Origin of the sequence: Aeromonas sp. 600276, from assembly GCF_049175815.1 — a bacterium.
Classification (GTDB): Bacteria; Pseudomonadota; Gammaproteobacteria; order Enterobacterales; family Aeromonadaceae; genus Aeromonas; species Aeromonas dhakensis.
Window position 1 is genome coordinate 239,381 of the sequence record NZ_JAAKVU010000001.1, and the last position, 14,752, is coordinate 254,132.

Genomic DNA, 14,752 nt, shown 5'->3' on the forward strand with positions numbered 1-14,752 from the left:
ATGCCACCCTTGTCTGACCATCACTCCCATCCCGAATCCTGCCCGGTGCGTCACTGGGCGCGATCCGCTCCCGCTCGCATCGCCATTCACGCCGCCGTCCCGCTCACCTACCGGCAACTGGACGCCAGGCTCAACAGCCTGTGCCAGCAGCTGGCCATGGCCGGCCTGCAACCGGGAGATCGCCTCGCTGCCGTGGTACGCGGTGCGCTGGAAGATGTGCTGCTGGCCTGGGCCTGCGTGCGCAGCGCCATCGTCTTCTGCCCGCTCAACCCCGCCTTTCCGCTGACGCGGCAAACGGAGCTCGCGACCCTGCTCGACGTCAGGGCCTGCTGGTCGGCGAGCGAGATCCCGGCCGGCAGCTGGCAACCGCTACGGCTCGACTTCACCCGTGAGCTGGCGGCGGACGAAGGCGACTGCATGCTGGATCCTGCCTGCCTCAACAACATGATCCTCACCTCGGGTTCCAGCGGCACGCCCAAGGCGGTGGTGCACCGGCTGGCCAACCACCTGGCCTCGGCGCGAGGCTCCACCAGCCAGATCCCGCTCGATGCCGAGTGCGGCTGGCTGCTCTCCCTGCCGCTGTTTCATGTCGGCGGCTACGCCATCCTGTTTCGGGTCTTTCTGGCGGGCGCAGCCCTGGTGCTGGACGATCGCAGCCGCCCGCTCAGGGAGCGGCTCGAGCAGCAACCCATCACCCATCTATCCCTGGTGCCGACCCAGCTCTGGCGACTGCTGGCACAGGGCTTCGATCCCGCTCGCACCCGGCTACGCGAGCTGCTGCTCGGCGGCGCCGCCATTCCCCAACCGCTGGTGCACAGGCTCACCGCCATGGGGCTGGTGCCCAAGGTGAGCTACGGCCTCTCCGAGATGGGCAGCCAGGTCTGCACCGGCCGGCCGGCCGCCGCTGGCGTGGTGGGCAAGGCGCTGCCGGGACGGGAGGTCTGCATCCGCCAGGGGGAGATCTGCGTGCGCGGCGAGACGCTGTTTGCGGGCTACTTCAAGGAAGGGGGGCTGGCGCGGCCGCTCGACGAGGACGGCTGGTTCCACACTCGCGACAAGGGGCATTTCAATGCAGATGGCGAACTGGTGGTGGAGGGGCGGCTCGACAACCTCTTCATCTCGGGGGGCGAGAACATCCAGCCCGAGACCATAGAGCAGCGGCTGGTGGATCACCCCGCCGTGGCACAGGCGCTGGTGGTGCCGGTACCGAGCGACGAGTGGGGGCAGAGGCCCGCCGCCTTCATCGACTGGCATGGCGAGCCGCGGCCTTATGTCGAGCTGGCGACCTGGATCCGGCAAACCCTGCCCGGCTTCATGGTGCCGGATCAGTGGCATCCCTGGCCCGATCTCGGGGGGCAGCTCAAGCCGCAGCGCAGGCAATATCAGCGCATGCTGCAGGAACAATGATCAGCCATGCGACAATTTCAGACATGGTGGAGCCATCCAAATACACACTTTATTCGAAAGAAAATGCTGGGGGCGTCAAAATACCCCTCACAGGCAGGGGGAAGTGAGAACGATTACATACACGACCCTCTTTTTGCGTGTTTTTTGAACTGAACGAGCCGCCTGTAGTACCATATTCCCCGCCATGCATTTAAACGCAAAGGTAACTAGTTGATAGTTAAAGATATTGCTAATTTCCCATTATTTGAACAAAGACTGCATGGTGGTAAAATGCTCTCCTTGGCAGTAAGACGAGTCACACATGAGTAACAAAAATTATAAAATTGCAGAGGATATCTTTTTCTCCGCTGCAATATTCCGACTCTCGAAAGGAGACAAGGACATCAAGCTCAGCAACAAGGAAGCCGAGCTGCTCGAGATGCTGTGTGATGAGGCAGGTACTGTCATTGCCAGAAGTAAGCTGCAGGATGCCTTGTGGCCGAACCAGGACAATACCGACACCAACCTGAACCGGCAGATCCTCTCGTTGAGACGAAAGCTGGAATCATTCGGTTTGATGGATGCGATCGATACTATCCCGCGGGTGGGATATATCTTCTGCGCCCCCATTGAAGTGGCCGGAGAAACCGAGGAGGCAGTGCCGAATGAAGAAATTCAGACGATCGCAACCGCCAATGTGCCCCAGGTAAGACGGCAATATACCCGCCGTAAATATGATCGCTATTTCAGCCCGCAGCGTATTTTGCTGGTTGCACTCTTGCTGGCATCGCTGACCGCGCTGGTCATCAGCATATATCACTATGCCACGGCCAATACGCTGCGCACCATCAATCTTGGCCATGTTTCTCTTTATATGACCAGTGATACCGAGCAAGCATTGAAGGTAAAGATCGATGCGCTCTCGCCGTTGGTCCAGAAAATTTCGCGCAAGGATGATGAACAGGTATCCCTGCTGGTCGGCAAAGAAGCCATCAGCTATTTCTCCATCGACAACAACAGTCGCCAGCTGTCAGAAAATGTCTTTTTATTGCGCAATGGTCATCCGCTTGCCGAAGAGGTGCAATGCGTTATTTCCACCATGGCCCAGCAGGGAAAGAATGTTTCCCACAACTATTACAACAATACCGACACCACAGTTCGATATCACAGCAATTGCCAGGCGCCGGACAACTGGGTTGAGCTGACCAGAAAGAACAAGTTCATTGTTACACTGAGCCGTGAAATAGTCGTGGCAACCATTATAGCTACCGACAGCCAGGGTCAGACGCTGTTCAATCTGGATTCCGTCGGGGATCTGGAGCGGGATGATGGCGATATTTCGGTAGAGGTAAAAAATACCATCGTCAATTACATCGATCAAAAGGCACTGACCAATAACGGCATGGTGGCAACCCTGGTGGCCGCCTTGACCCCCCCTAAACAGAAAGCACAGTTTGTGCAGTTGCCGGGGGGCATTTACCTCTCCAGTTATCTGGGTGGCGTTATCAACTGGCCCAGTCTGGGTAATTCAAAGGTCATTCAGCGCAATGACTTCTGACCTTATTCATAGGCAACGATAAAGTTGGCCACGGCGGAATAATCCCCGGGCTGGATGGTCTTGGCAGCCAGCGCGTCCGGATGCGCTTCCACCCGGGCAAAGAACTGCAGCTCATTGTCTGCCGCACCGCCCAGCAGATAACCGCGGGAGGGGGTGCCCAGATCCAGCGGTGACTGGGTCACGTCATAGAGGCGGATCCCGGCGCCCTTGGCCATCCCGGCGGTAAACGCCAGCCCGCCGCTGAGCTGGGGATCCTGCGAGCCGGTGAAGGTCACCTTGGCCATGCGAAAGATCCCCGGCTTGCAGTTGGTCAGCCGGATGGAGAAAGGCACCTGGACCCCGGCCCCGTTGGCATAGAGCTCCTTCACGTCGACCACCCCCATCTCGACCTCCTGCTCGATGGACTCGGGAGCAATCTCGCACGGCTGATCGATGATCCGGCCATGGAGATTGAGCTCTCCTCCAAGAAGTTCAAGATCATCAGCAGCCGCATTGACCCACAGCGGGAGTATCAGCAACCCCAAACAGCCTAAGCGCAACATATCGACTCCTACTGGAATGAGGCAACAATTGTACCGGTTGCATAGAAGTCACCTGCAGCGACTTCAGCACCGGCAGGACTTATCGGGGCGGCAATAAAACCCCAGTCACCGATATTTCCCTGCATGGAAACCGGATACCAATCATTCAGATTCAGTGTCGAGCCATCCAGCTGTTTGAATTTGATGCCAAGATTATTGATAACATCACCACCTTTATATCCGTCTCGAGTCGTTCTGAGATAACTCTGACTAAACGATGTCGGTTTACCAGAAATGGCGAGGTTAATTTTTAATGAGGCATCTTTATCAAATACCCCACCACTGCACACGAAGTTAAGTGGTACAGTTTTCTCAAAATTGTTGCCATCCAATCCCGTCCCAGGCAAATCGCCAAACTCGACCTCAATCGTCTGCCCTCCGTTGATTGTGCATTTTTCTGGCACATACAACACCGAGGACTTGATGACGATTCTGGACATGACCTCGTTATTGAATCCGGAATCCGTTCTGCCCAGACGACCAAACATCTCGACTATTTCATGGTCGTCGATTTGTACGCCATTGATGATGGGTTTACGAACGCGAAACGTCACAATGCCCTTGCTACCACTTCTAAAACCAAAATCTGCAGAGCCCTTGCTCTTGTAGCAAGTAAACTGACCCTGATTGGATTCTTCAGTAAAAGGGGCAGTCACATATGCCCGACGATTACCTTCAATCCAGATATCAACTTTGAGATCCAAAAACTCGTTTAACTTGACAAATCCACCACCAACACTGGGTAACCCTGCACTCATTACTGCCTTGTAATAAATAGGCTGATTTCTAATATCCTGATCTGGACAAAATGCCGTACCAGGATAAGTACTATTCAGATCCCACTTGAACTCTTTTTTTGCATTAACCTGGTTGTCTATGTCTTCTTTTTTAAGTTCAATGTCATAGGTTTTTGTGGCAGCCCTAATCTCACCATTAATAGCCATCACTGGCATGGACAAAAAAATGATACCAAGTACCCCCGTACGCAATATCATCTTTATCTCTCCTTCACGGCTTTACAGGCATTGCCTGCGCACTGGTATTTGATATCCATATATCCGCCGTAGTCATTGACGTAGCTGATCACAAATTCATTGCCCAGCGCTTCCGGGATGTTGACCGTCTGCTCGGACTTGGGTGCCACCATAAAGGCGGAGAAGCCCTTGATGGCGGTTCTCCCCTTGCCCTGCGGATGGCCGAGACCCACGTAGGTGATGTAGTAAGGGGTGGGGTTGTTCACCTGCAGGGCCTTGCCCTGCTTGGTGATCAGCACCTGATCCTGCCAGATGGCGCCGCGCTCGGGCAAAATGGCCTCAGGGCGGTAGAACAGCTTGATCTTGGACTGAACGGCAATCTGCATCACGTTGCTCTTCTCGCTCTTGGGCGGGATCTCGCGCAGGTTGAAGTAGTAGATCGACTCGCGATCCTTGGGCAGGCTGTCGATGGCCGGCACGCTGGCGATGCGCACGATGGACTTCTGGTTGGCATCCACCCGCTGTACCGGCGGCAGCACCACGAAGGGTGAAGAGATCTTCTGCCCCTGGGCATCTTCAATCCAGGACTGCGCCAGATAGGGCAGCTTCTGGTTCTCGTTCTTGATGTTGAGGCTGATGGACTTGGCACCACCCGGATAGACGGCGCGAGTACGGTCCAGCACGATGGCAGCGCTGACGTTGAGCGAGGTCATGCCCAGCACGGCCAGACAGGTATAAGAGAGCAGCTTTTTCATCGGTATCCCATTACTTGCAAGTGAGAGTCTTCATCGACAGATCGGTTACTTGTTGCGGTGCCACTATCTTGCACTGGCGGGCGCCGCCCCAGGAGAGTTCAAACGCTTCATTCGGTTTCACCCCGGTCAGATAGACCAGGCCATCTTCATCCACCACCGAGAGCACACGGCCGGAATCCCTGACGACGGTTGCACCAAACGGCGGCACTGAGCCATCGGACAGCTTGACGTTGGCCAGCAGCTTGAATCCTTCGGCGATTTCGAAGGCATTATACCCAATTGCCCCCTCGGTCAGGGTCCCCTGCTTGATGGCGTTCATCGCATCGATGTCGTCGCTCAGCTGATCCACGTCGACCCGGGTGTCGCTCTTGCGATAGTCGGTCATGTCGCTGATCACCGCGACGCCAAAGCGGTTGGTCACGGCGCGGCCGTTGTTGAAGGAGACGCCGGAGGTCTTGTCGGTATCCACCATCATGCGGGTGCCGCCACGACGGGTCGCCTGATGCAGGGCCGCACCGTGCTCGGTCGCCGTCAGGCCGCCGCGCAGGCTGGCACCGACCGAGGTGTACTCGCTCTGCACGCTGTAGGCATTGAGGCTGACCGCCCCGATGTCGCTGTTGTGGTTGTAGTAACCCCGCGCCACGGCGTGGCCATTGCTCTGCACGCCCGCCCCCAGCTGATAGGTGTCATCCGGCCGGCTGTAGTCCTGATAGGTGGCCAGGTGGGTCACCTTGCCGTTGGAGGACTGCACGCTGTATCCCGCGCTCTTTCTGTCCCCGATCGGCATGCTCAGGGTCAGCATGACGCTCTTGTCATCCTCGTAGTTCTCGGTCTTGGTCTTGTAGGCCGACACATAGACGGAGACATCCTTGAAGCTGCCGATGTTCACGTTCTTGTTGATGGTGAGGCCGTAGCGATCCTCGGCGTCATGTTCCCAGTAGGTTCTGTGGGTGTAGTCCAGGTAGACGGTCAGCGCCTTGGCCGCATCGTCCGCCCAGAAGGTCTTGTTGGCGGTGATGGTGTAGAGCTCCTTGTCACCCCAGTTGTTGTAGTCATCGCTCGAGGTGTTCTCGTTCTTCTCCAGCCGATCCTTGTTATTGAGGAACTGCGACATGGTCATGAAGTCATGCTGGGAGAAGCGATAGCCGGCGAAGGTGATCGAGCTGTTGTATTCATCGAACTGCTTGGCGTAGTTCACCCGCACCGACTGACCAATCTTGGTCGACAGGCCGGGCAGCTTGGAAATGGATTGGGTCAGGTCGGCAGAGATGGCACCGAAGGCATAGAGATCGCGACCGATACCCAGCCCCATGGAGTTGTATTCACCCGCAACCAGACTGCCGCCATAGAGTGACCAGGAGTTTGCCACCCCCCAGGAGAAATCACCGGTGACGAAGGCAGGGCCGTGCACGTCGTGCACCGAGTCCGTCTGCTCGGAAGGGGCGCCGACCGCCAGGTTGTATCTGACATAGCCGGGACGGGTCAGATAGGGCACGGTCGCCGTGTCGACCTGGAACGAGTTGACGCTGCCATCCTGCTCTTCCACCCGCACATCGAGGCGACCGCGCACCGAGCTGTCCAGCCCCTGGATGCGAAACGGACCGGCCGGTACGTTGGTTTCATAGAGGATGCGACCGGACTGGGAGATGGTCACCTTGGCATTGGTCTTGGCGATGCCGCTCACTTCCGGCGCATAGCCCTGCAGGCTCGGCGGCAGCATGCGCTCATCGTTGGCCAGGTTGACGCCGGTATAGCGGAAGCCGTCGATCAGCTGGGAGTTGAGCTGCTGCTCGCCCACCGTCAGCTTGGCGGCCATGTTCGGCAGCGGACGATAGGCGTAGATGCGGTTCAGCTCGGAAGTGGTCCGATCGTTGTCGCCCCAGTAGGCATTGGCCTGATAGTCGCCGCGCAGGCGCCAGGCACCGTAGTTGAACCCCAGGGTGCCGTAGCTGCTGATGTTGCGGTTGGAGTAGCCATCGCCCTCGTTGATCTGGGCGTTGATGTTGTAGTCCAGCATCATCCCCGGGATCCCCTCATCCCACTGCTCGGGCGGAATCCAGTTGGGATCGCTGTACTTCATCCACGCCTGGGGCACGGCGATGCGCAGCAGGCCGTTGCCGATGTCGTTGGCGATCACCACGCCGTCCAGCGCCAGCAGGTTGGCGCACTGACCGTCGTGCCAGCTGTCGATCTTGGCGATGGCCTCGTCGGTCAGCGCCAGCTTGGGGATTACCTCTTGCGGCAGGCAGGCCACCCCGCCCTTTCCCTTGCCGGTGTCGGTCTCGTAGAAGGGGATTTTCTGCAGGGGCAGCTTGTTCTTGTTGACCTCGATCTCGAGGTAGTAGTCGCCGGGCAGGATGTAGCCTTCGTCGGCAAACTGGGAGAGGTCGATCTTGGTTCGTTCGTCCAGATCGAGCGCATCAATATTAAACTCCGTCTCTGCCCATGCATGATTCGCCACCGCCATCAGGCCGGGCACGCACAGCATAAAAGCCATTTTGGAATAATGTTTTTTTCTCACAGAGTCTGATGTTGAAACGCTCATATATTTACTCTAGGAATTGCATAACGGTCTCACGTAATGAGGTATCTACACTAAGCAATTGGCTTGCTTACATATAATTGAGTTCAAACAGCGTCGTACTGTCCGGAAAAAACAGTTGACTACTGGTCAGACCCAAATTGAATTCCAGATCACTGTTGACGATATCCGAAATAATAAAGCTCTCGCCGGACACCTTGTGATATTGGCCGTTGTTGAGAATGCCAAGCTCATCGCTCATGGCACCGCGCACGGACATGGAAATAAAAGGCAGTGATGCCTCTGCTGCTCCTTCAACCTGACAGCCGCTGATTTTCAACGTGCCCGGTTGCCTGGCCTGCAAAGGAATACTGCGCTGCACGTCCAGCGTACAGCCCGACTCGGCCAGCCCATCCGAAATCTCGTTGGCGTGGACTGATCCCGCCATCATCACCAGTTGCAGCACCATGGCTGCCATCATTGAAGTTTTCATGATCAAGGTTCGATGTGAGGAGACAGAAGGTGTGAAGTTGTGGTGGCATCAGCCACCACAACCCTGGTCACACGTTAAGGCAGTCGATTACTCGTAGGAGAGAGTAAAGTTGGTCACTGCGGTGAAAGCGCCAGCTTTCAGCGGGTAGGTGTCTTGGCTTGCATAACCTTTCAGCACGGCGCTGAAGGGCAGCTCGTTGTCACCGTTGACCAGACCGAAGGCGGCTGTCGGTTCACCCAGCACGATAGCAGCGCCAGTGCCAGGGGCGGTCATCTTGATACCGGCACCAGCGGCGTCACCACCACCAATAACCAGCAGGCTGGAATCTACCGGGTCTTTGGCACCGCTGAAGGTAACCTTGACGGCATCTTCAGTATCGGAGATTTCACAGTTCAGCAGCTTGATGCTGAACGGCTTGGAGTTGGACTCGCCACCGTTGACCAGCTCTTTGGTGCTGATCTGACCCATTTCAACTACCTGGTCAACAGACTCAGGAGCAACGGAGCAAGGAGCGTTGATGATTTCACCGTTGAAGGTGACTTTACCTGAACCGGTGTTGCCAGCAGCAAAAGCGGTGCCGCACAGCAGCATGGAACCAACACCCATAGCAACCAGAATTTTGTTAGCTTTCATTCGTTTATACCTACATTAACGTGTGTTGTACTGCATCACTCCAATCATGCTGGAGTCACGATCTTCAGTGATGCCGCGATATACTGCACAGCATGCCGGTGCCTTTTCTCTCATTAAGCCGGTGAGAGGCGGCATCAATAACTTGCTGTGCCTTTATGGTTTATCTAAATAAGCAAAAGCAGCTCACCGCATAAGGAGCAGTTCCCGCTACACCTCAACTGCACAACTACATACATCCTTGTCGTCTGTGCAGAAAGCCGTGCTCCGCTTTTGCTTGATGAACAAATTAACGACTCATATGATGCACATCAAATACATTTTGATTTTTATAAATTCTTTTATAAACACATAAAAAACAATCACTTACGTCCATGACAATACATTTATGAATGCCGTAAAATAAATATCGTTCATATAGCAAACACGGATTGGATTATTTTAAATCAGACAACCTCAACCGCTTAACAGCAATTAACAAAAACACAACAACAAAATAATTCCAGATCACGTTTTTTGTTTCTTGAATACCCTTGACCTCATACATAAAACAGCTCAGGTAATCAGGTAATCAGGTAATCAGGTAATCAGGTAATCAGGTTCCACTTGTGAAGGGAAACACCAACAAGCTTCCTTTTATTATCCCCTTGTTCACTTCCAAGGTCATGCTGAACCATATTTGTGAACGACATAGAACTACTGAGCTCGCCCGTTATTCATAATGGCAAGGGAGATAAGAATGAATTATTCAGGATGTTCATTCAAAAAAACATTAAGGAAAACCAGCCGTTTATCCTGAACCGCGGAGAATAAAAAACTATTTGTGACCGATACCTCACACTTTTTTATGGTGATTGATTTCTCAAAGTGCGATGTTATCATCTAGACATAGAGTAAAGGGCAAACCGATCGAAAGGTCGGGACGCAAAGCCACCGGTCTAAGGGTTCATAACCTAAGACAGCGGAGCTGCCATCTGAGAAGAGCGATGTCATCAGCTGTATCTGTGTCATTCTCTTTGATTGCGTTGCCCTTTTCGTACAACGACATGTGACGAAAAGGACATAAAAATGAACACTTCCACCGCTTCCGTTCGCAACAGCGCCATCCGTTTTGCCTCTTCTGCCGCCGCAGCCATGCTGCTGGGTGCCGCTTTGTTGCCAGCTACTGCCTCCGCCTACGATGGCAGCGTCACCTTCACCGGTACCATCTACGAAGCCCCCTGTGACTTCGCCGACAACAGCGTGACCTGCTACTCGGGCACCCAGCGTCAGACCATGGATCTGGCCAGCCTGCAGCAAGCCGGCAGCCTCAATACCATCAGCAGCACCATGCAGTACAAGCTGGCTGCCGGCAGCAGCAACATGGCCATAGTGACCGTCAGCTACCTCTGAGCCCGTCACTTCCGTCACCCGCCCGAGGTTGTTCATTGCCTCGGGCGGATCTGCTCGCACCGTGAAGGGTGAGCACCCACTGCCATGCTCAGGCAGCGGCTGATAACGCCTGCCCGCGACTCCCCATCACTTTTCCTCCTATTTTTTCTGCGTCCATACCGAGCGCAGCCAACTGCCTTCTCACTACGCCCCCAACTTTCTGCTCAGACAAGTCAGCGCTTTTTCTGCGGGTTTGCCGGCTTCGCATTGTCGCGACGCCACATGACCAGCACATCTCAAACGAGACTTTGATCACAGTTGCCAGCCTCAGACTGAGATCCCCCCCAGATGGCAGATGAGTCCTTGCTATCAACCTGGCCCCCAATGGGGCTCACTTTGTTTTGATTCAATCTAAATAAATGATTTATATGGCCTGATTGGTGGGTTGATATCCTTTTGGAGCTGAATAGATTGCACGCGTCAATCACGCAGACAATCAAGCAAAGGGATAAAAATGAACAATCTGGGTACCAGGTTGCTGCTACTGGCAGCACCGGGCCTGCTTGCCACTTCGGCGCTGGCCAACTACTCCCCCTCCGACTGGCAACAGTATCAACTCAAAGGTGAATCCAGCCGTCAGCTGGGGGATCAGCTCACCGAAGTGACCTACGAGCTGAGTGCCCGCAGTGGCGATGCCCCCTATCAACAGCTGAGGGTGTATCGTCGCTTCGACTGGAGTGAAGCCAACCTGGCCGCACTGGCAGAACAACAGTGCGGCGAACCCCAGCTCAAGATCGAGCAGGGCTGGCAGATCCGCTACCTCAGCTGTGAAGAGGTGGTGCCGGCCGGCAAGGCTGTCCCGGCCAGCAGCTATGACTTTGGCTACGGCATGAAGCAGGGCCGCTGGGAGCCCCTGGCAGGCACCCCGACCGCGCCGCGTCAGGATCGTCTGCCGCTGGCGGAGCGGGTCATCCTGGGTCACAGCGAGCAGGAGCTGGATCGCTGCGAGCTCAACGCCGAGGGGCGCTGCGCCGAGCAGGCATGGCAGTACCAGCCGCAAAACTGGCAGCAGTTGAAGGTACTGGAAGAGACCCCCAACGAGCGGGATGGTCGCCTCGAGCAGATCTTCTTCCGCCTGCAGCCGGTTGCGGGCAGCCAGGCCGCCCGTCAGGTGAGCGAGCTGCACGTCTGGCGCCAGTACACCTGGTTGCTGGAACAGGCCAAGACCCAGCAGGAGTGCGATGAACCCCAGACTCGTCAGGAAGGGGACAAGACCATCAGCTACCGGGTGTGCCGTCAGACCCTGCCCGCCGGCAGCGAGGTGCAGGTGGTCTTGAAGGACACCGGCTATCAATACCCGGTGGGGGGCAGCGAATGGCAGACCCTGCCGGAAACAACCGAATGGCAGGAGAGCCGGGTGCTCAATCGCCCCATCATGCTGGCCAGCAAGGAGGAGCAGCTCGACTGCCGCCGTGCCGACGGCCGCGCCTGCTCCGAGCCGGACCTGCCCGATACCGATCTGCTGGACGCCGAAGCGGCCAGGATAGTGCAGGATGCCAGTGGCCAGCCCGCCCCGGTCTGGCAGGAGAACTATGGTCACGACGATGCCAAGCTGCTGGCCGTTTCCCGCGGCATCCAGAGCCTGCTGGCGGCCAATCAGCCGGCCCATCCGGCCATGAAGCTGCTGCTGGAATACGTGCGTGCCCACAACTACCACAACTACGGCAAGCACAAGGAGGACGGTCCGGCCGCCGCCGAGGCGCTGGCCGAGGCGCTGACCGCGCTGGGTGCCCATCCGCTGCTCTTCCCGGAGCAACCCACCGATGAGGTGGGCTCCGTGATCGGTGCCTGGAGCATCGCCCTGCACGGCCAGTTCAAGAGCCCGGCAGTACAGAGCCGCTTTGGCACCCTGCTCGGCGAGTTCAACCAGATGCTGGCCTACAGCACCCGCCATGCCAGCGAGATCAACGGCCAGCACGCCTGGGCGACCGGCCTGTTCGATCTGCTCAACTTCCTCGACTTCGCCAGCGACTACAGCGATCCCTTCGCCAACGACTTCCGAGCGCAGGATGGCGAGCTGCGCAAGCAGCTGCACGCCCTCGGCATGAGCGAGCTCGCGTTGTGGAAAGGGCGGGATGGCGCCGATCTGTTCTTGCTCAACAACGTGCTGGATGCCTACACCCGCCTCTATCGGGTCGCCCGCTATAGCCGCCCGGACGAGCTCGACGGCTACCGCAGGCTGCTGGATGACTCCGTCATCGCCCTCGTTCGCCACCACGACCTGATCCCCGGTGGTCAGCAGAGCCAGGATCTGCTGGAAGACATGTCGCTGACCCTCTCCACCTACTACCTGACCTACACGGACCGCACCAGCGAAGCCTGCATCAGCGGTGACTTCGCCGGGCTCTGCACCCCGATCCGGGTGGAGGACGTGCTGCCGTTCGAGCACACCTGCTCGCCGACCCTGCGCCTGCGGGCCCAGGATCTGACCATGGATCAGGCCGAGGGGATCTGCCGTGAACTGGGCGCCGAAGAGCAGCAGTTCCATCAGCAGATGGAAACTGGCTGGCAGCCGGTGGCGGACGATCACAACGAGGCACTGGAGCTGGTGATCTTCGACTCCTCCGCCGACTGGAAACGCTACGGCAGCGCCCTGTTTGGCGGCGTTTCCACCGACAACGGCGGTATCTACATTGAGGGAGATCCGGCTCGCCCCGGCAACCAGGCCCGCTTCTTCGCCTACGAGGCGGAGTGGAAGCGCCCTGCGTTCCAGGTGTGGAACCTGCGCCACGAGTACGTGCACTACCTGGACGGCCGCTTCAACCAGTACGGCAGCTTCGGCCACTACCCGCTCAACCGCACCACCTGGTGGTCGGAAGGGCTGGCGGAATTCATCGCCCACGGCCAGTGCTTCGCCCGCGGTCTGGACAACGTCGCCGGCCGCCCGGCAGGGGATCGCCCGGCCCTGGCCGACATCCTGCACCTGGATTACGACAAGGGTGGCGAGATGGTCTACTCCTGGTCCTACACCGTGCATCGCTTCCTGAACGAGACCGGTCGCGGCGCCAGCTGGCTGGCCATGGCCCAGGCCCTGCGCAACCCGGATCAACAGCAGGCGATGAGCGCCTTCGAAGCCGAGCTGGACCAGCTGATTGCCAATGACAGCGAGGCCTACCAGCAGTGGCTCGGCCGCGAACTGCTGCCCTGGTGGAAGGCCAACAAGGACTCCGACGAGTGCAAGGCCAACGACTCTTCCCACTGAGACGCTGGCATCAATACTCAAGGGCGGCCATGGCCGCCCTTTTTATTGGAGGATGATAAGCGGCACAGGATCAATCAGTTAGCCACTCCCGCCATGCGACAACCTCTGCCCGAGTGACGCCATCTGCGGTCATCAAGCCTGACGCGCGGCGGCAACTTGTAATAGAATGACCCCCTGTCATCTCTTACTTCAGACCCGAACCCCACCGCGCATGAAGAAGTTTGCCAAGATCCTGCTCGCCTGCCTCTGCCTGTTGCTGGCCTCTGCCGCCGCCCTGCTTGGCTACAGCGAGTGGACCGTCTCGGACGCCCGTCACTACACCTATGACGACGTCAACGCGGTGCCCTACAATCGGGTCGCCCTGGTGCTCGGCACCTCCAAATACCTGATTGGCGGCAGCCCGAACCACTACTTCAAATACCGGATCAAGGCCGCCGCCGAGCTCTACAACAACGGCAAGGTGGACTACATCCTGGTCTCCGGCGACAACGCCACCGTGCAGTACAACGAACCGCGCCAGATGCGGCGGGCCCTGATCCAGGCCGGCATCCCGGCCAGCGCCATCTATAGCGACTACGCCGGTTTTCGGACTCTGGACTCCATCGTGCGGGCCAAGGAGGTGTTCGGCCAGGCCCACTTCACCGTGGTCTCGCAGGCCTTTCACAACGAGCGCGCCATCTTCATCGCCCGCCATTTCGGCATCGAGGCTGTCGGCTTCAACGCCGTGGATCCCAGCGCCTATCAGGGCATCAAGACCCGGGTGCGCGAGGTGTTCGCCCGCCTGATGGGGCTGCTCGACCTCTACGTGCTGGACAAGGGACCCAAGTTCCTCGGCGAGCCCATCGTCATCGGCGGCCCGGTTCCCTGCCAGGCGCTGAGCACCATAGGCGCTAGCCAACCCTGCCTGCCCATCAAGCCGCCCTCTCATCAGCCGAAGGCCAAGCCGGCAGCGGTGGTGAGTGTAGCAACTGCCACCAGTGCGGCGGCCGCAACCAGCGGTGCCTTGGCCACCAGCGCAGCCGTGCCGAGCGAAGTCACCACTGCGGACAAACCAGCCATCACCAGTGCAGCAACGCCAACCAGCAGTGCCCAGGCCACCAGTGCAGCCGTACCGAGCGAAGCCACTCCCTTAGAAACTCCGGCTGCCGCCAGCGCGGCCACGCCAACCAGCAGCGCGCCGACCCCTCAATAGCAGAGACCCGCCAACAGGCGGGTCTCTTT

11 protein-coding genes and 1 riboswitch are annotated in these 14,752 nt (G+C 57.6%); of the genes, 5 read left to right on the forward strand and 6 right to left on the reverse strand.

Going from position 1 to position 14,752, the window contains the following annotated elements; all coding sequences use genetic code 11:
* Together G5134_RS01145 and G5134_RS01150 are read left to right on the forward strand one after the other, a co-directional pair.
* Positions 1 to 1,407, forward strand: coding sequence for a 2-succinylbenzoate--CoA ligase (locus tag G5134_RS01145; protein ID WP_065018375.1), 1,407 nt, complete (start codon positions 1 to 3; stop codon positions 1,405 to 1,407).
* Positions 1,408 to 1,708: 301 nt separating this feature from the next.
* On the forward strand, positions 1,709 to 2,944 hold the full coding sequence (locus G5134_RS01150; RefSeq protein WP_065018376.1) for a winged helix-turn-helix domain-containing protein: 1,236 nt from the start codon (positions 1,709 to 1,711) through the stop codon (positions 2,942 to 2,944).
* 2 nt (positions 2,945 to 2,946) lie between these two features.
* Here the strand turns inward: G5134_RS01150 and G5134_RS01155 are convergent, their stop codons facing one another.
* From G5134_RS01155 to G5134_RS01180, 6 genes are all read right to left on the reverse strand, one after another.
* Entirely contained in the window at positions 2,947 to 3,486 is a 540-nt protein-coding gene (locus G5134_RS01155) for a fimbrial protein (protein ID WP_025202285.1), read from the reverse strand.
* 8 nt (positions 3,487 to 3,494) lie between these two features.
* The gene (locus G5134_RS01160) at positions 3,495 to 4,520 is read right to left on the reverse strand and encodes a fimbrial protein (protein ID WP_010635265.1); all 1,026 of its coding nucleotides are present in this window, start codon (positions 4,518 to 4,520) and stop codon (positions 3,495 to 3,497) included.
* Positions 4,521 to 4,522: 2 nt separating this feature from the next.
* Positions 4,523 to 5,254 (reverse strand): fimbrial biogenesis chaperone, encoded by a 732-nt coding sequence (locus G5134_RS01165; protein WP_010635266.1) that lies wholly within the window; start codon positions 5,252 to 5,254, stop codon positions 4,523 to 4,525.
* 10 nt (positions 5,255 to 5,264) lie between these two features.
* The gene (locus tag G5134_RS01170; protein ID WP_017779285.1) at positions 5,265 to 7,799 is read right to left on the reverse strand and encodes a fimbria/pilus outer membrane usher protein; all 2,535 of its coding nucleotides are present in this window, start codon (positions 7,797 to 7,799) and stop codon (positions 5,265 to 5,267) included.
* Positions 7,800 to 7,866: 67 nt separating this feature from the next.
* Entirely contained in the window at positions 7,867 to 8,256 is a 390-nt protein-coding gene (locus G5134_RS01175; protein ID WP_010635268.1) for a hypothetical protein, read from the reverse strand.
* 99 nt (positions 8,257 to 8,355) lie between these two features.
* Positions 8,356 to 8,901, reverse strand: coding sequence for a fimbrial protein (locus G5134_RS01180; RefSeq protein WP_065018377.1), 546 nt, complete (start codon positions 8,899 to 8,901; stop codon positions 8,356 to 8,358).
* An 886-nt stretch (positions 8,902 to 9,787) separates the two neighbouring features.
* A riboswitch (cyclic di-GMP riboswitch) is annotated at positions 9,788 to 9,873 on the forward strand.
* Positions 9,874 to 9,966: 93 nt separating this feature from the next.
* Here G5134_RS01180 and G5134_RS01185 point away from each other — a divergent pair.
* The 3 genes from G5134_RS01185 (at position 9,967) to G5134_RS01195 (ending at position 14,723) form a co-directional block, all read left to right on the forward strand.
* Positions 9,967 to 10,290, forward strand: a complete 324-nt coding sequence (locus tag G5134_RS01185) for a hypothetical protein (RefSeq protein ID WP_026141776.1) — start codon at positions 9,967 to 9,969, stop codon at positions 10,288 to 10,290.
* 493 nt (positions 10,291 to 10,783) lie between these two features.
* Positions 10,784 to 13,531 carry a collagenase gene (locus G5134_RS01190; protein ID WP_065018378.1) on the forward strand — a complete coding sequence of 916 codons (2,748 nt, stop codon included), beginning with the start codon at positions 10,784 to 10,786 and terminating at the stop codon, positions 13,529 to 13,531.
* 211 nt (positions 13,532 to 13,742) lie between these two features.
* Complete coding sequence (locus G5134_RS01195; RefSeq protein ID WP_421231822.1) at positions 13,743 to 14,723, forward strand: SanA/YdcF family protein; 981 nt, start codon at positions 13,743 to 13,745, stop codon at positions 14,721 to 14,723.
* Positions 14,724 to 14,752 lie beyond the last annotated feature (29 nt).

Excerpts from the sequence above, each read along its gene's own strand:
- G5134_RS01160 (WP_010635265.1), bottom strand. The coding sequence starts at position 4,520 with ATGATATTGCGTACGGGGGTACTTGGTATCATTTTTTTGTCCATGCCA.
- G5134_RS01190 (WP_065018378.1), top strand. The coding sequence starts at position 10,784 with ATGAACAATCTGGGTACCAGGTTGCTGCTACTGGCAGCACCGGGCCTG.
- G5134_RS01185 (WP_026141776.1), top strand. The coding sequence starts at position 9,967 with ATGAACACTTCCACCGCTTCCGTTCGCAACAGCGCCATCCGTTTTGCC.
- G5134_RS01155 (WP_025202285.1), bottom strand. The coding sequence starts at position 3,486 with ATGTTGCGCTTAGGCTGTTTGGGGTTGCTGATACTCCCGCTGTGGGTC.
- G5134_RS01145 (WP_065018375.1), top strand. The coding sequence starts at position 1 with ATGCCACCCTTGTCTGACCATCACTCCCATCCCGAATCCTGCCCGGTG.
- G5134_RS01175 (WP_010635268.1), bottom strand. The coding sequence starts at position 8,256 with ATGATGGCAGCCATGGTGCTGCAACTGGTGATGATGGCGGGATCAGTC.
- G5134_RS01150 (WP_065018376.1), top strand. The coding sequence starts at position 1,709 with ATGAGTAACAAAAATTATAAAATTGCAGAGGATATCTTTTTCTCCGCT.
- G5134_RS01180 (WP_065018377.1), bottom strand. The coding sequence starts at position 8,901 with ATGAAAGCTAACAAAATTCTGGTTGCTATGGGTGTTGGTTCCATGCTG.
- G5134_RS01195 (WP_421231822.1), top strand. The coding sequence starts at position 13,743 with ATGAAGAAGTTTGCCAAGATCCTGCTCGCCTGCCTCTGCCTGTTGCTG.
- G5134_RS01170 (WP_017779285.1), bottom strand. The coding sequence starts at position 7,799 with ATGAGCGTTTCAACATCAGACTCTGTGAGAAAAAAACATTATTCCAAA.
- G5134_RS01165 (WP_010635266.1), bottom strand. The coding sequence starts at position 5,254 with ATGAAAAAGCTGCTCTCTTATACCTGTCTGGCCGTGCTGGGCATGACC.